The organism is Burkholderia sp. SR8 (genome assembly GCF_052851275.1).
In genome coordinates, this window is record NZ_JAULUC010000019.1 from 89826 (window position 1) to 113422 (window position 23597).

At 66.6% G+C, this 23597-nt stretch carries 20 protein-coding genes and 1 pseudogene; 12 read left to right on the plus strand and 9 right to left on the minus strand.

The features are described from left to right. Positions 1-124: 124 nt before the first annotated feature. The 10 genes from Q3A80_RS22605 (at position 125) to Q3A80_RS22650 (ending at position 11229) form a co-directional block, all read left to right on the plus strand. Positions 125-823: an RraA family protein gene (locus Q3A80_RS22605; RefSeq protein WP_446331093.1), complete on the plus strand. Its 699-nt coding sequence runs from the start codon at positions 125-127 to the stop codon at positions 821-823. After that, positions 823-1770 carry an NAD(P)-dependent oxidoreductase gene (locus Q3A80_RS22610; RefSeq protein WP_446331094.1) on the plus strand — a complete coding sequence of 316 codons (948 nt, stop codon included), beginning with the start codon at positions 823-825 and terminating at the stop codon, positions 1768-1770. Before Q3A80_RS22605 ends, Q3A80_RS22610 begins: the two co-directional genes overlap by 1 nt. 21 nt (positions 1771-1791) lie before the next feature. After that, positions 1792-2721, plus strand: coding sequence for an SMP-30/gluconolactonase/LRE family protein (locus Q3A80_RS22615; protein ID WP_446331095.1), 930 nt, complete (start codon positions 1792-1794; stop codon positions 2719-2721). A 92-nt stretch (positions 2722-2813) separates the two neighbouring features. Then, a complete protein-coding gene (locus tag Q3A80_RS22620; RefSeq protein WP_446331096.1) occupies positions 2814-4193 on the plus strand; it encodes an MFS transporter in 1380 nt (459 codons plus the stop codon). 45 nt (positions 4194-4238) lie between these two features. Continuing rightward, positions 4239-5390 carry a porin gene (locus Q3A80_RS22625; protein WP_446331097.1) on the plus strand — a complete coding sequence of 384 codons (1152 nt, stop codon included), beginning with the start codon at positions 4239-4241 and terminating at the stop codon, positions 5388-5390. An 11-nt stretch (positions 5391-5401) separates the two neighbouring features. Further along, positions 5402-6448, plus strand: coding sequence for an amidohydrolase family protein (locus Q3A80_RS22630; RefSeq protein ID WP_446331098.1), 1047 nt, complete (start codon positions 5402-5404; stop codon positions 6446-6448). Then, on the plus strand, positions 6445-7725 hold the full coding sequence (locus Q3A80_RS22635; protein ID WP_446331099.1) for an MFS transporter: 1281 nt from the start codon (positions 6445-6447) through the stop codon (positions 7723-7725). Before Q3A80_RS22630 ends, Q3A80_RS22635 begins: the two co-directional genes overlap by 4 nt. Then, entirely contained in the window at positions 7722-8960 is a 1239-nt protein-coding gene (locus tag Q3A80_RS22640; protein WP_446331100.1) for an MFS transporter, read from the plus strand. Before Q3A80_RS22635 ends, Q3A80_RS22640 begins: the two co-directional genes overlap by 4 nt. 11 nt (positions 8961-8971) lie before the next feature. Then, the gene (locus Q3A80_RS22645) at positions 8972-10294 is read left to right on the plus strand and encodes an MFS transporter (RefSeq protein WP_446331101.1); all 1323 of its coding nucleotides are present in this window, start codon (positions 8972-8974) and stop codon (positions 10292-10294) included. A gap of 2 nt (positions 10295-10296) precedes the next feature. Continuing rightward, on the plus strand, positions 10297-11229 hold the full coding sequence (locus Q3A80_RS22650) for an amidohydrolase family protein (RefSeq protein WP_446331102.1): 933 nt from the start codon (positions 10297-10299) through the stop codon (positions 11227-11229). A gap of 69 nt (positions 11230-11298) precedes the next feature. Here Q3A80_RS22650 and Q3A80_RS22655 read toward each other — a convergent pair. Then, positions 11299-12214 (minus strand): annotated as a pseudogene (locus tag Q3A80_RS22655) (LysR family transcriptional regulator). 117 nt (positions 12215-12331) lie between these two features. Between Q3A80_RS22655 and Q3A80_RS22660 the strand changes: the two are divergent. Then, positions 12332-12922: an NAD(P)H-dependent oxidoreductase gene (locus Q3A80_RS22660; protein ID WP_446331103.1), complete on the plus strand. Its 591-nt coding sequence runs from the start codon at positions 12332-12334 to the stop codon at positions 12920-12922. Positions 12923-12994: 72 nt separating this feature from the next. Further along, on the plus strand, positions 12995-14059 hold the full coding sequence (locus Q3A80_RS22665) for an aldo/keto reductase (RefSeq protein WP_446331104.1): 1065 nt from the start codon (positions 12995-12997) through the stop codon (positions 14057-14059). A gap of 47 nt (positions 14060-14106) precedes the next feature. Here Q3A80_RS22665 and Q3A80_RS22670 read toward each other — a convergent pair whose 3' ends face one another. The 8 genes from Q3A80_RS22670 to dapA form a co-directional block, all read right to left on the minus strand. Further along, positions 14107-14811 (minus strand): SDR family NAD(P)-dependent oxidoreductase, encoded by a 705-nt coding sequence (locus Q3A80_RS22670; protein ID WP_446331105.1) that lies wholly within the window; start codon positions 14809-14811, stop codon positions 14107-14109. Between the two features lie 11 nt (positions 14812-14822). Further along, positions 14823-15629, minus strand: coding sequence for a DeoR/GlpR family DNA-binding transcription regulator (locus tag Q3A80_RS22675; RefSeq protein ID WP_446331106.1), 807 nt, complete (start codon positions 15627-15629; stop codon positions 14823-14825). A 104-nt stretch (positions 15630-15733) separates the two neighbouring features. Continuing rightward, on the minus strand, positions 15734-16921 hold the full coding sequence (locus Q3A80_RS22680) for a sialidase family protein (RefSeq protein ID WP_446331107.1): 1188 nt from the start codon (positions 16919-16921) through the stop codon (positions 15734-15736). Positions 16922-16944: 23 nt separating this feature from the next. Further along, positions 16945-18363 carry a sodium:solute symporter family protein gene (locus Q3A80_RS22685; protein ID WP_446331108.1) on the minus strand — a complete coding sequence of 473 codons (1419 nt, stop codon included), beginning with the start codon at positions 18361-18363 and terminating at the stop codon, positions 16945-16947. A gap of 111 nt (positions 18364-18474) precedes the next feature. Beyond that, the gene (pdxA, locus tag Q3A80_RS22690) at positions 18475-19500 is read right to left on the minus strand and encodes a 4-hydroxythreonine-4-phosphate dehydrogenase PdxA (RefSeq protein WP_446331109.1); all 1026 of its coding nucleotides are present in this window, start codon (positions 19498-19500) and stop codon (positions 18475-18477) included. A gap of 11 nt (positions 19501-19511) precedes the next feature. Further along, positions 19512-20789 (minus strand): four-carbon acid sugar kinase family protein, encoded by a 1278-nt coding sequence (locus Q3A80_RS22695; RefSeq protein WP_446331110.1) that lies wholly within the window; start codon positions 20787-20789, stop codon positions 19512-19514. After that, positions 20786-21952, minus strand: coding sequence for an iron-containing alcohol dehydrogenase (locus Q3A80_RS22700; RefSeq protein WP_212111349.1), 1167 nt, complete (start codon positions 21950-21952; stop codon positions 20786-20788). The genes Q3A80_RS22695 and Q3A80_RS22700 overlap by 4 nt, the downstream gene beginning before the upstream one ends. A gap of 13 nt (positions 21953-21965) precedes the next feature. Further along, positions 21966-22862 (minus strand): 4-hydroxy-tetrahydrodipicolinate synthase, encoded by an 897-nt coding sequence (dapA, locus tag Q3A80_RS22705; protein ID WP_446331111.1) that lies wholly within the window; start codon positions 22860-22862, stop codon positions 21966-21968. Between the last annotated feature and the right edge of the window lie 735 nt (positions 22863-23597).

Below are 23597 nucleotides of genomic sequence, written 5' to 3' on the forward strand. Positions count from 1 at the left end.
AAAACAGTGGTTTATCACGTAAAAGGGTAAACGCCAGTGCCATGGGTCGCATCGTCTGGGTATAGTGATTTCACCATGTACACCAGTGTTGTACAGAGTACAACGACTAACCCGAGGTCGAATCATGAGCAAGCCATCCGTCAGCATTTCTCCGATCAATCGCGACATCGAGCGCGTGTCACCCGAACTCGTGCAGGCCGCCGCGCGCTATCAAGCTGCGATCCTGGCCGACGTCGCCGGTCGCCGCGGCACGGTGCACGGTCGCGTGCGGCCGCTGTCGCCGACGATGAAGGTCGCCGGCCCCGCGATCACGGTTGAAGTCCGCGCGGGCGACAACCTCGCGATCCACGCGGCGCTCGCCGTTGCGAAGCCGGGCGACGTCATCGTGGTCGACGGCAAGGGTGACATCTCCTGCGCGCTGCTCGGCGAAATCATGGCGACGCAGGCGAAGGCGAGCGGCATCGCCGGCCTCGTCATCGACGGCGCGGTGCGCGACGCACACGAACTGGCCAATGGCGACTATCCCGTCTTCTCCGCCGGCCTCAATCCGTGCGGCCCGACCAAAAGTGTCGCTGGGCTAGTGAATGCGCCGATTTCGCTGGGCGGCACGGCGGTCAATCCGGGCGATCTGGTGGTCGGCGACGCCGACGGCGTCGTCGTCATTCCGCGCGCCGACGTCGCGCGCATCGTCGATCTCGCGCAGAAAAAGCTCGACGCGGAGACGGCGCGTATCGCAGCGATCCACAAGGGCGACGTGCGTCCGGGCTGGATCGAGAAGGAGTTGCGCGCGGCCGGCATGCTGGCCGAAGGCGAGGCACTGTGATGCAGACCGCTTCGCACAAGCCCGTGGTCCTCGTGACCGCCGCCGACCTGGCGCCGCAAGCGCTGGAGATGCTTGCGCAGTTCGACGTCGTGTTCGCCGGCAAGCAACCGACCGAAGACGACATCGTGGCGCTCTGCATCCAGCACAAGCCGGTCGCGATCGTGGTCCGGTACGGCAAGATCAACGCCCGCATCATGGATGCGGCCGAGAATCTGCAGGTGATTTCGAAACACGGCAGCGGCATCGACGTGATCGATCAGGACGCTGCTGCGGCACGCGGCATCGCGGTGTGCGCCGCGGTCGGCGCAAATGCGGCCGCCGTGGCCGAGCATGCATGGGCGCTGATGCTCGCGTGTGCGAAGTCGGTTCCGCAACTCGATATCCGCATGCGCGAAGGGCATTGGGACAAGGCAACGCACAAGTCCGTCGAACTCGACGGGCGCACGCTCGGCCTCGTCGGCCTCGGCGCGATCGGCCGGCGCGTGGCCGCGATCGGCGCGGCGTTCGGCATGAAGGTACTCGCGTTCGATCCGTTCGCGACGGAGCCGCCTGCCGGTGTGAAGCTGGTGCCGCTCGACACGCTGTACGCGGAGTCGGACATCGTGTCGATGCATTGTCCGTTGACGGCCGACAATCGGCGGATGCTCAACCGCGACACGCTCGCGCGTTTCAAGCGCGGGGCGATTCTCGTCAATACCGCACGCGGCGGTTTGATCGACGAAGCGGCGCTCGCCGACGCACTCGCAAGTGGCCAATTGCGCGCGGCCGGGCTCGACAGCTTCGACGTCGAGCCGATGACGGCGCCGCACCCGTTCCAGCACATCCCCAATGTCATTCTGTCTCCGCATATCGGCGGCGTGAGCGATGCCGCATACGTGAACATGGGGAAGGGCGCCGCCGCGAACATCCTCGCGGTGCTCGACGAACGCGCGCATAGCGCAGCTTGAACCCTGAACATCGAGGCACGCATGTTTTATCTGACGAGTCCCGAAGTGCGCGAAGCCGAGGTGTTCACGCGCATGCCGGAGAAGTTTCGCAAGCCGGACGTCCGCACGGAATGGGCGCGCGCGAACCGCGGCGGCATGGTCACGGATTCCTTTCTCGAAGGGCCCGTCTGGGATCCGAGCGGTCATCTGTTCGTCACCGATATTCCGCACGGGCGCATCTTCCGCATTTCGCCGTCGGGCGACTGGGATCTCGTCGTCGAATACGACGGCGAACCCAACGGGATGAAGCGCTTCGACGAATCGCACCTGATCATCACCGACTACCGGAACGGCCTGATGCTGCTCGATATCGAGCGCGGCGAAGTTCGTCCTTATCTCGAGCGCCGCAACACGGAGCGCTTCAAGGGTGTGAACGACCTGACGTTCGACTCGGCCGGCACCATCTATTTCACCGACCAGGGGCAGACCGGGCTGCACGATCCGACGGGCCGCGTGTATCGGCTGTCGCCCGACGGCAAGCTCGACATGCTGCTCGGCACCTGCCCGAGCCCGAACGGACTGGTTCTGTCACGCGACGAGAAAGTGCTGTTCGTCGCGATGACGCGCGGCAATGCCGTCTGGCGCATGCCGCTGCAGGCCGACGGGTCGGTCAGCAAGGTCAGCCAGTTCTTCACGTCATACGGACCGAGCGGCCCCGACGGCCTCACCGTCGATCTCGAAGGACGCCTGTTCGTCGCGAATCCGGGGCTCGGCCGCGTGTGGGTGCTCAATCACTGCGCGGAGCCCGTCGAGATACTGACCGGACCGAAAGGGGCGTCGCTCACGAGCGTGTGCTTCGGCGGCGCGGACATGAAGACGCTTTTCATCACCGAATCGACGTCCGGTTCCGTGCTGAAAGCGGACATGGCCATAGCCGGTCCGCTGCCGAAACAGGCAGCGAAGAAGGACTGAGACCCGCGAGCCGAGCCGGGAAGCCGCGAGGTCGGCTTCCCGCCCGTATGCCGAAAGATCGCGCCGCCAGCCGCGCGACGAAGGAGACAAGCATGACCATTTCGCACACGCTGCGCGTCGGCGATGACGCATCGCGCGCCGACGCGCGATCCGCAGAGCGCCTTGCCGACGACGATTACGCGGCCAGCGAGCGCACGCTCGCCAAGGCGTTCCGGCGCATTCTGCCGTTCATCTTCGCCTGCTACGTGATCAGTTATCTCGACAGGACCAACGTCGGTTTTGCCGCGCTCACGATGAACAAGGACCTCGGCCTCACGGCCGAGCAGTTCGGTGTCGGTGCGGGCCTGTTTTTCATCGGCTACTTCCTGTTCGAGATTCCGAGCAACCTGATCATGCAGAAAGTCGGGGCGCGCGTATGGATCGCGAGAATCATGATCACGTGGGGCCTGTTGTCGATGGCGACTGCGTTCGTCGTCGGACCCAGGAGCTTTGCGGCCGCTCGCTTTCTGCTCGGGCTCGCCGAGGCGGGTTTCACGCCCGGCATCTATCTGTATTTCACGCACTGGTTTCCCGGCAAGTGGCGCGCGAAGGTGACGGCCGCATTCCTCGTCGGCATTCCCGTCGCGAACATGATCGGCTCGCCGATTTCCGGCGCGCTGCTGGAACTCGGCGGACTGCACGGGCTGCGCAGCTGGCAGTGGCTGCTGCTGATCGAGGGCGTGCCGGCCGTGATGCTCGGCATCGCGTGCCTGTTCGTGCTTGCCGATCGTCCAGAGAAAGCCGCGTGGCTCAGTGACGCAGAGAAGGCGTCGCTCGCGAAGCGCGTCGCATTCGAGCAGCGCGACATCGGCGCGAAGCATGGCAGCAACCTGCGCGACGCCATGACGAACTGGCGCGTGTTCGTGCTCGCGTTCATCAACTTCTGCGGGATCGTCGGCTCGCTCGGCGTCGGCTTGTGGATGCCGCAGATCATCAGGCAGTTCGGCGTCGAACATGCTGTGGTCGGCTGGCTGACGGCCATTCCGTATGCGATCGGTGCCGGCGTGATGCTCTGGTGGGCGCGCATCGCCAATCGTGCGGCCAACCGCATTCCGTATGTCGCGGGCGCACTGGCCGTCGCCGCCGTCGCGTTGTGCGCGAGCGCGTTCATTGATGCGCCGGTTCTCAAGCTGATCGCATTGTGCGTCACGGTGAGCGGGATCCTCGCGTTCCAGGCGACGTACTGGGCCATCCCGTCAGGATTCCTCACCGGGCGGGCCGCCGCGGGCGGACTCGCGCTGATCGTGTCGGTCGGCAATCTCGGCGGCTTCGTCGGGCCGTCGATGATCGGCGCGCTCAAGCAATTCTCCGGCGGCTTTACCGTGCCACTCATCGCCGTGTCGGGTGTGCTGCTGCTCGGTGCGTTGACCATCGGATGGCTCGGCGATCCGGGCTCGGGCGCCGGCGAAGCATCGGCAGCCCGCCAGTCGTGATTTTTCCGTTGTCCGACCCACTCATAAAACCAGTTTGGAGACTCCATGTTGTCGAACAAGGCCAGCCAGAATGTCTGCCCGAAATCCCGCGTCGCGATCGGCGCCATCACCGTCGCGAGCGCAACCTTGTGGTGCGGTGCCGCGCACGCGCAAAGCAGCGTCACGCTGTACGGTATTGCCGACGTCGGTATCGAGCACATCAACAATACAAGTGCTGGCGGCGCGCAGACGCGTGAAGTGTCGGGCAACCTGTCCGGCTCGCGCTGGGGGCTGAAGGGCGTCGAGGATATCGGCGGCGGCATGAAGGCCATCTTCCAGCTGGAAAGCGGCTTCAACGTCAATGACGGCACGACTGCGCAGTCGACGAAAGGCCTCGGTTCGAACGCCGCCACGACATCGCGGATTTTTGGCCGGCAGGCCTGGGTCGGGCTGTCGTACCGCGGTCAGCAGTTGACCTTCGGCCGCCAGAACTCGCTCTTCTACGAACAGGCCGTGGCCTTCGACCCGATGGGCGCGTCGTCGCGATACTCGGTGCTGTCGCTCGACTACGCGGCCGCCGCGCGCATCGACAATTCGGCGAAGTACACCGGCGTGTTCGGTCCGCTGACGGCGCAGGCGATGTACAGCACCCGCTACGACACGGGGTACGGCGCCGAAGTGCCGGGCGCGCAACTCACCGGCCGCTTCTTCAGCGGCGCGTTGAATTTCGCGCAAGGACCATTCGCCGCGAGCGTGTCGTACGAGCAGCGCAACGGCAACACCGTCGCGACGAACACGGGCACCGAGCGGCGCGCCACGGCCGCCGCGTCGTATGCGATCGGACCGGTGAAGGGGTTCGCCGGCTATCGTTATCTTCATGCGTCGAACGCGTTCCTGCCGGCGAACCCGATCCGTATCGCGAACGGCTCCGAAGCGAGCGCGGCGCATCTGTACTGGGCCGGCGCGCAATACGCGGTGTCGCCGGCGTTCGTCGTCACGGCAACGGCCTACTTCCAGGACGTGCAGTCGACCAGCGCCGATCCGTGGCTCGCCGTGCTCTGTGCGGACTATCTGCTGTCCAAGCGCACCGATATCTACGCAACCGCGGGTTTCGCGCGCAACAAGGGCGGCTCCGCGCTCGGCGTGAACGGCTATGGCACGGTCGCACCCGGCCACGACCAGACGGGCGTGGTGATCGGCATGCGCCAGAAGTTCTAAAGGCTAGCGCGATGCAGACCGTTCACGCGCCCCATCTGCCCGTCAGGCCGGCGTGGCTCGCATTGCGCGACGAGCCGGTGCTCGACCCCGCGCTGGCCATCGTCGACGCTCATCATCACCTGTGGGACCGCCAGACCGGACGCTATCTCGCGGACGAGTTCGGCGCGGACGTGTGCAGCGGGCATCGCGTCGTGTCGACGGTCTACGTACAGTGTCGCTCGATGTTGCGCGCAAGCGGGCCGGATGCGTTCAAGCCGGTTGGCGAAGTGGAGTTCGCCAGCGGCATCGCTGCGATGTTCGAAAGCGGCGCATACGGCACTGCCCGGTGCTGCGAGGCCATCGTCGGCGGTGCCGATCTGTCGCTCGCCGCGGAGCTCGATGCGGTGCTCGACACGATGTTGCAGGTTTCCGGCGGGCGACTGCGCGGAATCCGCAACCCGCTCGCCTGGCATGCCAGTGCCGACGTGCGATCGAGCCCGGTTACGCCGCCGCGCGACCGGATGTCGGATCCCGCCTTCCGGCAGGGCGTGCGGACGCTCGGCCGCTACGGGCTGTCGCTCGACGCGTGGGTTTATCACACGCAACTCGACGACCTGTACGAACTCGCGCGCACATGCGAGGACGTCACCGTCGTCATCGACCATTTCGGCGGTCCGCTCGGCGTGGGCCCGCATGCGGGAAGGCGTGCGGAAGTCCACGCGCAATGGAAACGGCAACTCGCGCGTCTCGCTGCGCTGCCGAACACGCGCATGAAGCTGGGCGGGGCCGGGATGACCGTGTTCGGCTTCGAGTTCGCCGCGCGCGACCTGCCGCCGTCGTCGCGGGAACTGGCGGCGGCGTGGCGGCCGCATTTCGACACCTGCGTCGAACTCTTTGGCGTCAAGCGCTGCATGTTCGAAAGCAACTTCCCCGTCGACAAGGGGATGTTCAGCTATCGCGTGCTATGGAACGCGTTCAAACGACTCGCGTTCGCGATGTCGGCCGATGAAAAGGCCGCGCTGTTCAGTGGGACGGCTGCATCGACGTATCGCATCGCGATTCCCGGAGACAACCCATGAAGACGAGTGCAACCGTAGCGACGCAGAACATGGAGTCCGCAGTCGCGGAACAAGGCTTCACGCGTATTACCGGTATCGAGTGGCGCTCGCTGTCGCTCGCGGGCCTCGGCTGGATGTTCGAGAGCTACGACTCGTTCCTGCTTTCGCTGCTGCTGCCGACGCTCGCGCTGCAGTTCGGGCTGAGCAAGGCGCAGCTCGGCGTTTTCACGAGCGTCACCGCGGCCGGACAGATCGTCGGCGGCATTCTGTTCGGCTTCGTGTCGGACCGGATCGGGCGCGTGCGCACCGCGCTGCTCTGCGTCGGCATCTACTCGCTGTTCTCCGGCCTGATCGCATTGGCGCCCGACGCGCACTGGTTCGCCGCGTTGCGCTTTTTCGGCGCGCTCGGCATGGGCGGAACCTGGACCGCCGGCGCGGCGCTCGTCGCGGAGACCTGGCACCCGAGCCGGCGCGGCAAGGGCGGCGCGCTGATGCAGATGGGCTTGCCGATCGGCGCGATTCTCGCGATCGTGATCTCTGGCATCGTCGGTGCCGCGCATGGCGGCTTGGTTGGCGACGGCTGGCGTCTGCTGTTCCTGATCGGTGCGTCGCCGTTCTTCATTCTGTTCCGGGTCGCGCGCAAGACGCCGGAATCGCCGATCTGGCTCGAACGCCGGCACGCGAAGTCGCAGGCCCGCAAGCCCGACGCGGCCAGTCACGAGAAACTGAACGTGCGCGGCCTGTTCACCGCCTTCGGCTTCATCTTCTTTCTGCAGTACCTGTACTGGGGCGTATTCACGTGGACGCCGACGTTCCTCGTCACGGTGAAGCATCTCGACTTCGTGCATAGCCTGAAGTTCGTGCTGGCGCTGCAATTCGGCGCGATCACCGGGTTTCTGCTGTTCTCGGCGTGGGTAGACCGGCTCGGCCGGCGGCCGATGTTCCTGGCCTACCTGCTGGTCGGTGCGATGGCCGTCGGCGTGTATATCGTGTCGGCGAATCCGTTGCTGCTGATGACCGCGATCTTTCTGACCGGCTTCAGCGTGAACGGCATCTTCGCGGGTGCCGGCCCGTTCCTCGCGGAGATCATCGGCAACACGGCCTCGCGCGGGTTCTTCATGGGCCTCGCGTACAACGGCGGCCGCCTCGGCGGCTTCATCGCCCCGTTGATCATCGGTGCGCTGGCGTCGACGTCGGGCGGCTTCGTGCTCGGACTCGCGACGACGATCGTCGCGTTCATCGCCGCGGCCGTGGTCGTGCTGTTCGCGCCCGAAACCCGCGGGAAGGCGCTGTCATGAACGTGGCAACGCAAGCGGGGTGGGTGAACAGGCTGTTTCCCGCGCTGTCGGAGGCCTCGCTGCGGCGCTATCTGAGCGGGCAGGTCGCGTCGGTGCTCGGCAGCTGGACGCAGAACGTCACGCTGAATCTGCTGATCTATCACTTGTCCGGCTCTGCGGCGATCCTCGCGCTGCTCAACTTCCTGCTGTACGGGCCGCAACTGATCGTTGCGCCGGTGGCAGGCTCCCGCATCGGCTCGGCCAACGCGCGCCGCGTGACGCTATGCGTGCTGATGACATCGCTGCTGCTGACGGGCAGCCTCTTCACGTTGTCGCTGCTCGGCCTGCTCGGCGTGAAGCTGATCCTCGCGCATGCGCTGGCGATCGGCGTGTCGAGCGCGGTGGAAACGCCGGCGCGGCAGGTGCTGCTGCTGACGAGCCTGCAGGATCCGACGCATACCTCCAACGCGGTCGCGATGAACACGATGGTCTACAACGTCGGGCGCATGGTCGGCCCGACCATCGCCGGATTCGTCTATCCGGCGCTCGGGCCCAGGACGTCGTTTGCGATCTATGCGCTCGCGCTGTGTTTCATGGCGGCGTGCGTGCGGTCGATCCGGACTGCGTCGGTGGACCGCCCGCCGCGCGCGGAAAGCGGCCTGCGCGACGCGGTCGGCTACGTGCTGTCCGATGCGTTCTCGGCCCGCTATCTGCCGATTCTCGCGTGCATCGGCTTGTTCGCCGGCAGCTACCAGACGCTCGTGCCGCTGCTCGCGGACCAGGCGTTTCACGACGCGGCGCGCTTTACCGGCGTGTTCTTCGCATGCGCCGGTGCAGGCTCGTTGAGCGCGGCGGTGCTGCTCTCGTCGGCATTCGGGCCGCGCGCGTCGCGCCGGTTGATCGCTTACGCACCGTGGACGGCAGTCGGCGCGCTGGCGGTGCTGGCCGCGACGACCGATGCGGCGGGATCGGTTCCCGCGTTCTATGCGCTCGGCTTCAGCCTCACGTTCGCGGCCACGTCGACGAACGCAACCATTCAACGTCAGTGTCCGGAGCACGTGCGCGGCGGGCTCGTCGGGATGTACGGCATGGCCTACAACGGCACGATGCCGTTCGGTTACCTGCTGGTCGGAAGCGCATCCGAGGCACTCGGCGTGCGCCACACATTCGCGGCGATGGCCGTCGTGCTCGCGTGCGGCGTGATTGCGATCATCGCGTGGCAACGGTTCACGGGTTCGCGCTTAGGCGCACAATAAATGGAGACAACATGCAAAGCAGTTTCATGGAAGCGTCCGCGATCGAGCGCCGGACCATACGAAAGGTCGTCTGGCGACTCATTCCCTTTTTGATGCTCTGCTACCTGCTTGCCTTTATCGACCGGGGCAACGTGGGGATGGCGTCGCTGCAGATGAATCAGGACCTCGGGATGTCCGCGAAAGTCTTCGGTTTCGGCAGCAGCCTGTTCTTCATTTCGTATTTCTTTTGCGAAGTGCCGAGCAACCTCGCGCTGCAGAAATACGGCGCGCGGATCTGGATCGCCCGGATCATGATCACGTGGGGCATCGTGTCGGCGGCGACTGCGCTCGTGCACAACGCGACGAGCTTCTACGTGCTGCGTTTCCTGCTGGGCGCGGCCGAAGCCGGCTTCTTTCCCGGCGTGCTGCTTTATTTGTCGTACTGGATTCCCGTGCAGTATCGTGCGCGGATCGTCGCGACGTTCATGGTCGCGATCCCGGCCGCGAGCTTCATCGGCTCGCCGATCTCCGCACTGCTGTTGCAGATGGACGGCGTCTGGGGCCTGCGTGGATGGCACTGGCTGTTCATCCTCGAAGGCATTCCCACCGTGCTGCTCGGCATCGCGTGCCTGTTCATGCTGACGAACAAGCCGGAAAACGCGAGGTGGCTCGACGACGACGAGCGCGCGTGGCTGTCGAGCGCGCTTGCCGCTGGCCACAAGACGCCCAAGAAGGTGCCGTCGCTGCCGCTCACGCAGCTGTTCCGCAACCGCTACGTGCTGTGCCTCGCGCTCGTCGACACGTGCGCTTCCGCGGCAGGCAGCACGCTGTCCGTGTGGCAGCCGCAGTTGCTCAAGTCGTTCGGCCTGACCGTCATGCAGACCGGCCTGCTGAATTCGGTGCCGTATGCGGGGGCCTCGATCCTGATGGTCTACTGGGGCCGGCGCTCGGACCGCGTCGGCGAACGGCGCTGGCACACGGTCGTGCCGATGCTGCTGATCGGCGTGGGCCTGTTCGCGACGTCGCTGAGCGGATCGCTGCTGCCGACGGTCTGCATGCTCTGTGCAGTGCTGGTGGGCGCGTATTCGTTCAAGGGCCCGTTCTGGGCGCTGGCGACCGACATGCTGTCCAACAGCACCGTGGCGGCCGGGCTCGCGACGGTCAATGCGATCGCGAACCTGCTCGGCGGCGGGCTGATGGTGAACGTGTACGGGTGGGTGAAGGCGGCGACGGGCAGCTACGCGCTCGCGTTGATGCCGCTCGCGGTCCTCACGCTCGTGAGCGTCGCGACGCTGCTGCTGCTCACGCGCAATCATTCGGCCGGCAAGCTGGTCGGCAAGACGGGGACGATCTGAACATGGCGCGCATCGCGAGACGCGGGTTCCTTCGAATCGCCGGTGCGACGCTGGCTTCGGCGGCATTGCCGAGGCCGGCCGCTGCCGACGAAACGTGGTCGGGCGGCATCGAGCGGCCGGCGTTCCGGCTGTCCGAAGGGGCGATCGACTGCCACATGCATATCTACGATGACCGGTTTCCGGTTGCGCCGGGCACGACGCTACGGCCGCCGAATGCGACCGTCGCGCAATACCGGAACCTGCAGGCGCGTATCGGTGTGAAACGCAACGTGGTCGTGACGCCGTCGACGTACGGAACGGACAATCGCTGCACGCTGGCGGCGATCGCGCAGTTCGGCGACAACGCGCGTGGCGTGGCCGTCGTCGACGGCACCGTGAGCGAAGACGAACTTCGGGCGCTCGATCGCGGCGGCATCCGTGCGATCCGGTTCAACCTGAGCTATCCGGGCGCGACGACGCTGGACATGCTGTCGCCGCTGGCCGCGCGTGTCGCGAATCTCGGATGGCACATCGAGCTGGTGGTTCAGGGCGCGCGATTGCCGGCGCTGGAGCGTCATCTTTCGGCGCTGCCTTGTCCGCTCGTCATCGACCATATCGCGCATGTGCCGCAGCCCGGCGGGCTGGCGTCGGCCGCGTTTCGTACCGCGCAACGCCTCGTCGAAAAGGGCAATACGTGGATCACGTTGTCAGGCCCGTACGTCGACAGCAAGACGGGTGCGCCTGCGTACGATGACGTCGCACCGGTCGCGAAGGCGCTGATCGACATGGCGCCGGAGCGCATGCTCTGGGGCACCGACTGGCCCCATCCGACACAGAAGACGGACAAGCCCGATGATGCAGGCATGCTGGACGTGATTGCCGGCTGGATCGGGCGTCCGGACTGGCAGCGGCTGATATTCGTCGACAATCCGGCGAAGCTGTACCGGTTCGCGTAGCAGGGCGCGGGTGCCGCGCGGCGCCCGTGGCGTTCAAGCGCCGGCCGCGCGTGTGATCCGCCACTCCCCTCAATCAAAATACGGCGCCAACACCCCCTCGATCCAGTCCATGAACGCCCGCACCCGTGGCGACAGATTGCGCCGATGAGCGACGACGAGCGACGCCGAGCGACGCCGCCAGCGGTTGCGGCCGCAGATCCGGCAGCACCTCCACCAGCGCGCCGCTTTGGATATGACTCGCGACCCCCGAGTACCCGGCCTGGATCAGCCCGAGACCGGCAAGCCCCGCCGCATGATAGGTCTGCACGTTGTTGACCTGCATCGCGCTCGGCAACGGGAGCGTCGCATAACCATCACCGGCCGGATATTCCCACCCGGGATGCCGCGCGCCGAGCGTCAGCGTGTAGTGGATCATCCGGTGTCCCTGGCCGACCAGATCGTCGAGCGTATGCGGCACACCGTACCGCGCGAGATACGCAGGACTTGCCGCATTGATCATGCGCAGCCGGCCCAGCGGCCGCGCAATCAGCGTCTCGTCCACGATCGGCCCCAGACGAATCACGCAATCGAATCCTTCCTGCACGAGATCGACCCGTCGATCGGTGCTCGACAATTCCAGCTCGAGCTCCGGATGCGCGGCCATCAGCTGCGGCAGTGCCGGAACCACGACGCTGCGTGCCAGCTCGGTCGGCATGTCGACACGCAATCGTCCGCGCAGCCGCGTGCCGTTGCCGGAGAACATCGATTGCAGTTCCTGCACCTCGGCCAGCAGATCGCGGGCGCGCGAATAGAACGCGCGGCCGTCTTCGGTCAGCTGCACGCTGCGCGTCGTCCGATGCAGCAGCGCAACGCCGACGTCGCGTTCGAGGCTGCGCACGACCATCGACACACGGCCTTTCTGGATGCCGAGGCTTTCGGCCGCCCGCGTGAAGCTCGACATTTCGGCGACGCGGGCAAAGATCAACAGCGCATCGAGATTTTGCATTGTTCACTCGTGGAGTAACAGTACGTTCAATCGGTCGTCATTTATAACTCAGTTGTGACTCAGTAGAGTGCGTTTCGATGTCGTCGCCCGACGACACCTGAACGAAAGGACGCCACCATGACGCAACACACCCCGCCGGTTAAGACGGCCGTCGTCTACCACTCCGGCTATGGGCATACCGAACGGATGGCCGCAGAGGTCGCCGAAGGCGCCGGCGCCGTACTCGTCGCGATCGACGCAGACGGCAACGTTGCAGAACACGCGTGGGACACGCTTGCCGGCGCCGATGCCATCCTGTTCGGCTCGCCGACGTACATGGGCGGCCCGAGCTGGCAGTTCAAGAAATTCGCCGATGCATCGTCGAAGGCGTGGTTCGAAGGCGCGTGGCGCAACAAGATCTTCGGCGGCTTTACGAACAGCGCGAGCATCAACGGCGACAAGCTGAACACGCTCGAGTACTTCGTGCTGCTCGCCGGCCAGCACGGCGGCATCTGGGTCAGCATGGACATCAAGCCCGCGAACCTGAAGGCGTCGCTGCGCGACGACCTGAACCGCATGGGTGCCTACATCGGGCCGATGGCGCAGACGCCGGCCGATGCGTCGCCGGACGAAATGTCGCCGGGCGACCTCGAAACCGCCCGCCGCTATGGCGCGCGCGTCGCGACGATCGCCGCACAGTTTCGGGCGGCGCATGGCCGCCTTGACTGAGCTCCTCGCGTGCGCGGCGTGCCGGGGCGGACGCCGCCGCATCCTTCCCATCCGATCCAGAGGGACACGATCATGAAATACAAGCAACTCGGCCGCACCGGCCTGTACGTGTCGGAACTGTGCCTCGGCACGATGACACTGGGCGGCAATGCCGACGCCGGCATGTGGGCGGCGATCGGTTCAGTCGGCCAGGCCGACGCGACCCGACTCATCGCCCGCGCGCTCGCCGCCGGAATCAACTTCATCGACACGGCCGACATTTACTCGTTCGGCGAATCCGAGCGCGTCGTCGGGCAGGCGCTGCGCGACATCGGCGTCCCGCGCAGCGAGATCGTGCTCGCGACGAAGACGGCCGGCGCGATGGGCCCGAAGCCCAACGATCAGGGCGCATCGCGCGGGCACATCATGGATTCGGTACGAAGAAGCCTGGAACGGCTGCAGGTCGACCACATCGACCTTTACCAGATCCACGCGAACGATTCCGTCACGCCGATCGAAGAGACACTGCGGGCGCTCGACGACCTGTCGCGTCAGGGGCTGGTTCGCTACGTCGGCGTGTCGAACTGGCGCGCCGGCAGGATCGGCAAGGCGCTCGGGCTCAGCCAGGCGCTCCATGCGACGCGCTTCGAGACGCTGCAGGCCTACTATTCGATCGCGGGGCGCGACGTGGAACGCGAACTGGTGCCGCTCGCGATCGAAGAGCAGCTTGGGTTGCTCGTGTGGTCGCCGCTCGCCGGCGGATTGCTGTCGGGCAAGTTCGGTCCCGGCGCAGCCACCGACGACGGTTCGCGGCGCAGCCATTTCGACTTTCCGCCGGTCGACCTCGAACGTGCGTGGCCATGCGTGGCCGCGATGCGTGCCATTGCGGACGCGCGACAGGTGTCGGTTGCCCGGATCGCGCTCGCGTGGTTGCTCGCGAAGCCGCATGTCACGAGCGTCATCATCGGCGCGAAGCGGGTCGAACAGCTGGACGACAATCTCGGTGCGGTGGACGTCGTGCTGACCGGCGACGAGCTTGCGCGTCTGGATGCCGCGAGTGCGTTACCGCCGAGCTATCCCGGCTGGATGATCGATCGTCAGGAGGCGGGCAGGCGGCCGCAGCCTTTCACGGGCGCCGCGCCGATACAGGCGCGGTGATGTCGCGCCACACGCGCTCGCGATTCGAAACGCGGCAGCACGTGGCGTCAAAGCGATGCGCCGCCGCACATGACGATCTGCTGCCCGGTGATCGCGCTCGCATCCGCGCTCAGCAGGAACGCAGTCAGCGCGGCGACCTCGTCGGGCGTGATGAATCGCCCGATCGGCGGCAGCTTCGGCGGTGTGGCCGCACGCGCCGGATCGCGCAGGAACGGCGTGTCGGTCGCGCCCGGCGCGACGACATTCACGGTGATGCCCTGCGGCGCGAGTTCCGCGGCCCACGATCGCGCGAGGCCGACCAGCGCGGATTTGGTCGCCGCATACTGGCTGCGCGTGGCCGCGCCGTTCGCGGTGCGGCTGCCCAGCAGCACGATCCGTCCGCCGGCCGGCATCCGCGGCACCAGGCGATCGGCGAGAAACGTCGCGGCTTCGACGTGCAGCCGCCACATCGCCGCGCCGTCGTCGTGCGACAGCTGGCCGAGCGGCGCGGTGCGCATGAAGCCGGCCGCATGCACGAACGCGTCGACCGCGCCCAGCGCGTCGCACACGGGCGCGAGCGCCGCAAAGTCGGTGACGTCGACCGGCACGATCGTCAGCGAATCGTGCGCCGTTTCGACGTGCGACCGGCATAGTCCGGTGACGCGCCAGCCGTCGGCGAGCAGACGCTCGACGATCGCGCGGCCGATCCCCGACGACGCGCCGGTGACGACGGCATGACGTGACACCGAACCCGGCTGCTCTCGTTGCGCCACGATCTCTCCCGTTACGTTTGAACCTGCGGCGAACTGCCGGAGGCGGTCGCCGGCTTCGTGCCGACTGCATGAACCGTGACCCGCGCCTGCGCATGAAAGGGTTCGAGCTGCTCGTGCAGCGCGCCGTCGTCCGTCACGAGCGTCCAGTCGCGTTCGAGCGGCGTCCAGTGCTGCTGGCTCGCGCGCCCGAGCTTGTCCGCGGTCACGAGCACGAACACCTCGGCGGCCTGCCGGATCACGCATTCCTTCAGATACGACTGCTCGCTGCTCGCCTCGCACAATCCCAGCTCGGCGACCACGCCGTCGGCGCCGAGGAATGCCTTGTCGACGCTCAGCCGGCTCAGCGCGATCTGCGCGAGCGGGCCGAGCGTGCTCATGCTGGACGAGCGCACGTCGCCGCCGATCACAGTCACGTGCACACCGGACGCCACGAGCGGGCTCACGACGAGCAGGTTGTTGGTGACCACGTGCACGTCCGTCCGGCCGGCGAGAAGACGTGCGAGTGCCGCCGTCGTGGTGCCGCCGTCGAGGAACACGGTGTCGCCGTCCTCGACGAACGCGCCCGCCGCGTGCGCGATCGCTTCCTTCTGCTCCTGCGAACTGACGCGCCGTTCCTCGAGCGACGGTTCCGGCTCGTGGCCGCCGACCGCGGCGGCACCGCCGTACGTGCGCAGGATGCGGCGGTCGCTCGCCAGCGCACGCAGGTCGCGGCGCACCGTCGCCTCGGACATCCCGAAGTGCTCGCACAACGTCGCAACGTCCGTCATGCCGCCGAGCACGGCCTGCAGCATCGCCTCCCGGCGCCTGGTCACTTTCATGTGCGTGATTTCCTGGTCTGATCGAATGGGCGCGCAACGGCGCGCAGCTCGACCGACAAGTTTATCGAATTGCCGCACCGGCCGGCCAGTTGCCGCGGCGAGCGTCATCGGCCGCGAACCCACGCTTCGTCGACGCGCACGTACTTGATCTTCTGGCGAAACCACGTGAACGCGATGTGCAACGCACCGTCCTGCGACTGCACGATCGACGGATACGAGTATTCGCGGTTGCGCTGGTCCGCCGAGTTGTTCGTCATGCAGTAGCCGTCGCCGATTTCGAGGTTGCGGCGGCGCCGCCACGTCCTGCCGCCGTCCTCCGAGATGGCCAGCGACATCGGCGCGCGCGGCGCGCCCCAGAATGCGGTGCCGCGCACGGATGCCTTCTGGTCGCGCAGCTCGCCGCTGTCCTCCGAATCCTCGATGTCGTCGTACAGCGACGCACGGCGCTCCTTGCTGTGCGACGCGTCGCTTTCGTTGAACACGAGCGCGAGGTGGCCGTTCTGCAGCACCGTGAACTGGATCGACGAATTGTTGTTCGGCACGTCGGTGCGCTCGGGCGCGCTCCACGTGCGGCCGTCCGTCGAGCGGCTCGCGTAGACGAAGTCGGCCCAGCGGCTGCGGTAGAGCGCCAGCAGCGTCCCGTCGTGCAGCACGTGAACGTTCATGTGCACGCACCCGACGCTGTCCGGCACCTCGTGCAGCGTCCACGTGCGACCCTGGTCGTCGGACACCATGACCGCGCTGACGTCGTCGTTGCCGACCCAGCGCTCGCCGGGTTCCGTGCGGCACAGGAAGATCGGGCAGATCCACGTGCCGCCGTCGAGCGCGACGATCGGCTGGCGCACGAACGTCCCCGGCCGGTCGAACAGCGTTTCGACGGGGCCCCACGTGACGCCGCCGTCCGTCGACACGCGGCGGCGCACGATCGCGGTGTTCTGATGGCCGGACAACTGCGCGGTGTAGATCAGCCACAGGCGGCCGTCGGGTGCGGTGAACAGCACCGGGTTCTGTTCGGAGCGGGTCGGGTCGTCCGACAGCTTGCGCGGCGCCGACCATTCGTTGGTTCCGGCCGCAAGCCGCGACAGGTAGATCGACACGTCCGGAATGCCTTCCTGCGTACCGCCGAACCACACGCACAGCAGGTCGCCGTTGGCGAGGCAGTGCAGGTTGGCCGCGTGGTTCTGCACGCACGCGGTGGGCAGAAACGCTTCTTGCCGTTCCGCGTCGGCATAGGCCGTGCGAACGCAATGGTCCGGCGCGGCGCTCGCCGCTTCAACGAGGTGGGTGCTCATGAAATCTCTCTGGGTAGGCGGCGTCAGTGCGATTCGCGATGCGTGAGCGGCTTGTCGCGAAGGTTCGCGCCGTCGCCATGAAACAGAAGCTTGCCGATCACCAGCACGACGGCCGGCGTCACGAGTGCGACGTACATGTTGTCGATGCCGAACGGGTTGCCGAGCAGATACCACAACGTCGTCGCGAGCGTCGCGACGATCAGCGCCGACACGGCGCCGCGCTTGCCGCTGAAGAACGGCAGATAGATGCCGATCAGCGCGACGACCGACACGGACAGCCGCAGCGCGCGGCTGAAGAACGACAGCGCGAGGATCTGCGGAACGAACAGCACGAAGATCAGCGGCAGGAAGCCGACGATCAGCGAGATCCAGCGCGTCATCCTCAGTTCGACGTCGGGCGTCGGATTGAAACGCGGTACATAGAAGTCCTTGACGATCAGCGACGCGATCGCGAGCGCGACGGTGCACACGCTGACGAAGATCGACGCAACGAGCGACGTCGTGACGATGCCGGCCAGGATCGGATTCATGTGCTGCAGGAACACAGGCAGCGCGTACAGGCTCTTGACGCCGGGATACAGGTACTTGGCCGCGACGCCGATGAAGCCGAGCGCGAGCGCGATCGGCACGCACAGGAACGCGGCGATCAGCGACGATGCGCGTGCACCCTCGGGGCTGCGGGTGGCCGAGATCGCCTGGATGATGAACTGCGTCGAGAAGATCGCGCCGGCGGTGCCGATGATCCATGCGCCGATCGTGCCGCCCGACAACGCGCCCGTCCACGTGAAGTAGTGCGCGGGCATGCTTTGCGCCATCGGCGCGATGCCGCCCGACAGCTTCCATGCGACGCCGACCAGGATGGCGATGCCGAGCAGCTTCACCGCGCTGTGCACGACCGTCAGGTACGCGACGCTCTTGAGGCCGCCCCACACGAAATAGATGGTGCTGACGATCGCGGTGATGACGGCGGCCGTCGGCAGGTCGATGCGCATGACCGTCGAGATCGCCGCCGCACCGCTCACGTAGTTGCCGACGTTCACGACGAACAGCGCGTAGATCATGATCGCGGAGACCGCGAGCTTCGCGCCGTGCCCGTATCGCTGCGCGATGAATCCGGAGATGGTGAATTCACCGGATGCATACAGGCGCTTGGCCATGAAGAGGCCGAAGAGGAGAAAGCCGATGGCGGCCGCGAGCACCGACCACGATGCGGCGATGCCGGCCGAGAATGCTTCCTGCGACGTGCCGACGGTCGATTTCGCGCCGATGAATTCCGACATCAGCAGGATCGCGACCACCAGCGCGGGCATCGAACGCCCGGCCACCATGAACTGCTCGGAATTGCGGCTGCGCAGGCGAATGCTGATCAGGCTGGTTATCACGATGTAGACGACAACCATCCCGATGATGGTGGCTGTGTCCCAATAACTGAAGGTGGCCATCGCTTGTCTCCACGTTACCTTCGGTTGATGTAGGTTCGGTGCGTCGAGCGATCCGGCATGTACCTGCCGGTATCGCCCGCCGGTGCTGCGTGTCGTTGCGTACGGGGCCGCTTACGCGGCGCTGGCGACCGGCGACGGCTCGTTGCGTCGCGTCGCGAGATCCACGGCCTGGCGGAACGCTTCCAGCAGGCTGCGTTCGTCGGCGATGCCCTTGCCGGCGATGTCGAATGCGGTGCCGTGATCGACGGACGTGCGGATCACGGGCAGGCCGACCGTCACGTTCACGCCGGCTTCGAGGCCCATCACCTTCACCGGCCCGTGCCCCTGGTCGTGATACATCGCGACGACCACGTCGAAATCGCCGCGGCCCGCGCGGAAGAACAGCGTATCGGCCGGCAGCGGGCCTTCGACGTCCCAGCCGCGCGCCTGCAGCACTTCGACCGCCGGCACGATCTTCTCTTCCTCCTCGCCGTAGCCGAACAGGCCGTTCTCGCCGGCATGCGGGTTGATCCCGCAGACGCCGATGCGCGGATTCGCGATACCGGCGCGCACCAGCGTGTCGTGGGCGCGCTCGATCGTGCGTTGCACGAGGCCCGGCTCGATCTTGCGGATCGCATCGAGCAGGCCGATGTGCGTCGTCACGTGGATCACGCGAAGATTAGGCGCGACGAGCATCATCGACACTTCGTCGATGCCGGTCAGATGCGCGAGCATTTCGGTGTGGCCGGGGAAGATATGGCCGCCGGCATGCAGCGCTTCCTTGTTCAGCGGCGCGGTGCAGATCGCGTCGAGCTCGCCGGCCGACGTCAGCTCGACGGTGCGCGCGATGTATCGATACGCGGCGTCTCCGGCGATCGGCGACAGCTTTCCATAGGGCAGGTCGGCCGGAATCAGCGCGAGGTCGATACAATCGACGACGCCCACGCGGAACGCGCCTTCGGACGGCCGGTCGATCGCGCGCACCTCGAGATCGACACCGGCCCGGCGGCCGGCATCGCGCAGGCGCGCGGCGTCGCCGACGACCACGGGGCGGCACTGCTCGTATACGGATGCATGGGCGAGGCTCTTCATGATGATTTCCGGTCCGACGCCGGCCGCGTCGCCCATGGTGATGCCGATGATGGGACGGTTGTCCATGGCAATTCCCTTCACAGATTGGTTTGAGCCGTATCGGCCGGTTTGCCTGCGTTCGCAAGCCGGCGCCAGGCGTGATAGATCGAATCGGGGCGGCCGAAACCGCCGGCCTTGGTCACGACGGGCAGTGTGTTCCCGTGCAATCGGCATTCGAGCAGCGGCATGCCGTCCTCGATTTCGTCGACGACGTGCAGCGCGCTCGCGCCGGCCGCGGTGAGCAGCGCGCGCGCCGTTTCGCCGCCGGTCGCGATGATGCCGCCGGCGTGGCACACGACGGGCGCGAGCAGCGCGGCAAGACGCGTGCAGAACCGCAGTCCGTCGTTCACGTCGCCGCGCTGCGTCTGGCTCAGCGACACGACGACATGCCGGCCGCGACGCAGCGCGTCGCCGACCACGGTCGTGACGTCGCTTTGCGGGTCGTCCAGCGCGGCGACGGCGACGTCGAGTGCAACGAGACGCGTGCCGGCATGTGCGTTGAGACAGTCCAGCTGCGCATGCGAGACGCTCGACATGCTGCCCACCACCGTCAGCACGGGGCCTTGCGGATGCGGAGCGCGGGCCGCCGGGCCGCTGACGCTGCGCGGCAGGTCCAGTGCGTCGATGACGGCGGGCGCCAGGCCGGCCGAACCGACCCAGAATACGTGGTCGAGCGTCGCGGAGGCGCGCGCGATGCGTTGCAGATCGTCGTCGCATTCCGCGTCGCACACGACCGCTTGCACGCGTTCGGATTGCAGCTCGCGCAGCTGCGCGGCGAGTGCATCCGCATTGCCGCGCACCGTGCCGATCGCCGCGTATCCGACACGCAGATGCTCGGCCGACAGCAAGGCAACGAGGTCGGCCTGGCCCGCGATGTGGTCGTTGCGCCAGTATTCGCTTGCTTCTACCGGCACGCCGCGCACCCATTGGCGTCCGTCCATGGTCGTGCGTCCGGAAGCCGGGTAGGCCGGGCACACGATCGCCATGCCGACGCGAGAGGCCAGCGCGGCGACTTCCGCCGCGAAGTTGCCGCGCAGCGTCGAGTCCACCTTCTTGTAGACGCGCGTGCCGGTGCCCGACAGCGACGCGACGGCATCGACGGTGCGCCGGGCGGCCGCGTCCTTCGGCGCGCGGCGCGAGTCCACGTCGATCGACAGGATGTCGACGCCCTGCGGCGGCGTGGCCGCGTGCGCGGCGTCGAGCACGACCATTGCCGTCAGGCCGTGACGCAACCCGGCGACCGCGCAGTCGGCCGCGCCCGACAGGTCGTCGGCGACGATCAGGAGCCGCGTCGCGGGCTGTGCGGGCGCGTTCACGGCAGCAGGCGCCGGTAGATGGACTTCATGTCGTCGAGCGTCAGCGCCTTCGGGTTGTTGCCGAGCAGGCGCTTGACCTTCGACGCGGCGACCGCGAGCGCATCGAGATGCGCTTCGGACACGCCGAACTTGCGCAGGTCCTGCGGAATGTCGACGGCCGCGGTCCATTCCTCCATCTTGTCGATCAGCTTGCGGGCCGCGTCGGCATCGGCGTCGGCTTGCGACGCGAGATCGAGTGCGCGCGCGACGTTCGACAGCCGGCCTTCGATCGCATCGAGATTGAACGCCATCACGTGCGGCAGCAGCATCGCGTTCGCGACGCCGTGCGTGACGTTGAACATCCCGCCGAGCGGGTATGCGAGCGCGTGCACGGCCGCGGTGCCGGCCGCGGTGAGCGCGAGGCCGCCGTACATCGAGCCGAGCATCATCGCTTCGCGCGCCTTCAGCGACCGGCCGTTTTCATAGGCTTCGACGATGTGTGCGCCGATCAGCCGCATCGATTCCATCGCGTACATGTCGCTGATCGGGTTCGCCTTCGTCGAGATGTACGATTCGAGCGCGTGCACGAACGCATCCATGCCGGTCGCGGCCGTGATCGGCTTCGGCAGGCCGAGCGTCAGCTCCGCATCGAGAATGACGATTTGCGGCAGCAGGTGACGGCTGACGATCCCGACTTTCAGCGATTCGTCCGGCAGCGTCACGATCGCGTTCGGCGTGACCTCGGAGCCGGTACCGGCTGTCGTCGGCACCAGGATCATCGGCACGCCGGGGCGCTTGATCAGGTCGATGCCGAGCCAGTTCCGCAGCGGCTCGTCGTTGGTCAGACGGACTGCGAACAGTTTCGCCGCATCGAGCACGCTGCCGCCGCCGATCGACAGGATCGCGTGCGGCGCGAACGGCTCGATCTGCTCGTTGAACACCGTCTCGACGTTGCCGATGGTCGGCTCCGGCTCGACGCCGCGAATGATGCGCACGTCGACGTCCTTCGCGTTGAGCGATTCGATCACGCGATCGACGATGCCGAGCGCTTCCATCGACGGTTGTGTGATCAGCGCGATACGCTCGACCGGCGTATCGAGCAGTGCCAGCTTGTCGGGCAGCGTCGCGAGGCTGCCGGCGCCGTGAACGATGTGCTTGACTGTCTGGAAGTGGTGAGTCGTCATGCTGGGACCTGTTTCAGTGACCGCGCGCGGCGTCGCGGTAGACGGAGAGTGCTTGCGCGAGGCGCTCGCGGGCGTGGTCGTCGAGCGGCTGCGCAGGCGCGCGCGCGGGGCCGGCCGGCATCCCGAGCATCTGCGCGGCGGTTTTCAGCACGACGGGCATCGTGCCCAGTGCGAACGCGTCGCGCAGCGCGCGCAGCGATTCCTGCGCGGCGCGCGCGCCGGCGATATCGCCCGCGTGGAACTTGTTCCAGATCGACATCACGACATCCGGGACGGCGTTGGTCGTCGCGGCGACCGCGCCGTCGCCGCCGGCGATCAGCGTCCACAGGATCATCGAGTCGGTGCCGGTGAACACCGCGAAGTCGTCGCGCCGCAGGTTGATCAGTTGCAGCAAACGGTCGAAGTCGCCGCCGCTGTCCTTGATGCCGCGGATGTTCGGAATCTCGGCAAGACGGCGCACCGTATCGACGGTCAGCGTGATGCCGGCTTTCGCGGGAATCGTGTACAGCATGACCGGCAGCGGCGTCGCGCCGGCGATCTTCTTGTAGTGCGCGTAGAGCTCCGGCTGCGTCACGCCGTTGAAATACGGCGTGATGACCGACACCGCGTCGACGCCGGCATCGGCCATCTTGCGGTTCAGGTCGATCACGTCACGCGTTGCATACGCACCGGTGCCCGCGATGACCGGGACGCGCGAACGCGCCTGGCTGACCGCGATCCGCGCGATGCGCAGCTTCTCTTCTTCATTCAGCGCGATGAATTCACCATTGGTGCCGAGCACGAACAGCCCGTGCACGCCGGCCTCGATCAGCCGCTCGACCAGCGCGCGCAGGCCGTCTTCATCGACGTTCTCGTCAGCCGTCATCGGCGTGATCAGCGCGGGAACGATTCCCTTGAACGAAATTGACATGCAGGCTCCATCGCGGAAGGGACGGCGGACGGAATCGCCGTCTCCTGGGTTGTGTGTCGTGTCGATAGCGGCGCAGAGCGCGCGCTTGCGGTCGCGACCGCGCCGGTCCGTACGCCAGCCGACGCAACTCGTATGACGAAACGGGGCGGCCGGTACGTTCTCCGGTGCGCTTGCTCGTTTCGATCAATCGGATTGCTCGATGTGTGCATTCTAGCCGATATGATGATCGAATCAGTCAATGAAAACCCTTATATGACTGAATCGATCATTTTCCGTGACGGCGGCGCCAGAAATGCGCGAACGGCTCAGTTTCGGCCGCCGGCGCTGTCTAGTGCACGCAAGCGGCCGGCGCGGCGGTGGCCCGGCGGTTGGGCCGCATGGCGGCGGGTTACGGCGGGGTGGCGTGTCGACGTGCCAGTGCGCAGCAGCCGGCGGCCTGCTGCCGAGCGCCACGAACACGATTTAGAGGGGCACACCGAGAATGACTGCGCGACGCACCGTTTTGCGTCCGGTACGCTCGCCCGGCTCGGGACCGGCGTCCGCGCGGGGCCGCGAAGCCCTTTGAGACGGGTCGCAACGGTCAGCGTCGCGACGTCATCCTGAATAGGATAAAAAATAGCATATTGAATATGAGATGCTCATGAACTAATTTCCTCAAAGCCGATACCAAAGCGGCTGGCAAATCGACCCGAACGGACCGATGCATATGATCTTCCACTTCATATGGCGCGGCAC

What these genes read in the sequence shown, in the direction of transcription:
- Q3A80_RS22605 (WP_446331093.1), top strand. Translation starts at nt 125, where the DNA reads ATGAGCAAGCCATCCGTCAGCATTTCTCCGATCAATCGCGACATCGAG.
- Q3A80_RS22610 (WP_446331094.1), top strand. Translation starts at nt 823, where the DNA reads ATGCAGACCGCTTCGCACAAGCCCGTGGTCCTCGTGACCGCCGCCGAC.
- Q3A80_RS22615 (WP_446331095.1), top strand. Translation starts at nt 1,792, where the DNA reads ATGTTTTATCTGACGAGTCCCGAAGTGCGCGAAGCCGAGGTGTTCACG.
- Q3A80_RS22620 (WP_446331096.1), top strand. Translation starts at nt 2,814, where the DNA reads ATGACCATTTCGCACACGCTGCGCGTCGGCGATGACGCATCGCGCGCC.
- Q3A80_RS22625 (WP_446331097.1), top strand. Translation starts at nt 4,239, where the DNA reads ATGTTGTCGAACAAGGCCAGCCAGAATGTCTGCCCGAAATCCCGCGTC.
- Q3A80_RS22630 (WP_446331098.1), top strand. Translation starts at nt 5,402, where the DNA reads ATGCAGACCGTTCACGCGCCCCATCTGCCCGTCAGGCCGGCGTGGCTC.
- Q3A80_RS22635 (WP_446331099.1), top strand. Translation starts at nt 6,445, where the DNA reads ATGAAGACGAGTGCAACCGTAGCGACGCAGAACATGGAGTCCGCAGTC.
- Q3A80_RS22640 (WP_446331100.1), top strand. Translation starts at nt 7,722, where the DNA reads ATGAACGTGGCAACGCAAGCGGGGTGGGTGAACAGGCTGTTTCCCGCG.
- Q3A80_RS22645 (WP_446331101.1), top strand. Translation starts at nt 8,972, where the DNA reads ATGCAAAGCAGTTTCATGGAAGCGTCCGCGATCGAGCGCCGGACCATA.
- Q3A80_RS22650 (WP_446331102.1), top strand. Translation starts at nt 10,297, where the DNA reads ATGGCGCGCATCGCGAGACGCGGGTTCCTTCGAATCGCCGGTGCGACG.
- Q3A80_RS22660 (WP_446331103.1), top strand. Translation starts at nt 12,332, where the DNA reads ATGACGCAACACACCCCGCCGGTTAAGACGGCCGTCGTCTACCACTCC.
- Q3A80_RS22665 (WP_446331104.1), top strand. Translation starts at nt 12,995, where the DNA reads ATGAAATACAAGCAACTCGGCCGCACCGGCCTGTACGTGTCGGAACTG.
- Q3A80_RS22675 (WP_446331106.1), bottom strand. Translation starts at nt 15,629, where the DNA reads ATGAAAGTGACCAGGCGCCGGGAGGCGATGCTGCAGGCCGTGCTCGGC.
- Q3A80_RS22680 (WP_446331107.1), bottom strand. Translation starts at nt 16,921, where the DNA reads ATGAGCACCCACCTCGTTGAAGCGGCGAGCGCCGCGCCGGACCATTGC.
- Q3A80_RS22685 (WP_446331108.1), bottom strand. Translation starts at nt 18,363, where the DNA reads ATGGCCACCTTCAGTTATTGGGACACAGCCACCATCATCGGGATGGTT.
- pdxA (WP_446331109.1), bottom strand. Translation starts at nt 19,500, where the DNA reads ATGGACAACCGTCCCATCATCGGCATCACCATGGGCGACGCGGCCGGC.
- Q3A80_RS22700 (WP_212111349.1), bottom strand. Translation starts at nt 21,952, where the DNA reads ATGACGACTCACCACTTCCAGACAGTCAAGCACATCGTTCACGGCGCC.
- dapA (WP_446331111.1), bottom strand. Translation starts at nt 22,862, where the DNA reads ATGTCAATTTCGTTCAAGGGAATCGTTCCCGCGCTGATCACGCCGATG.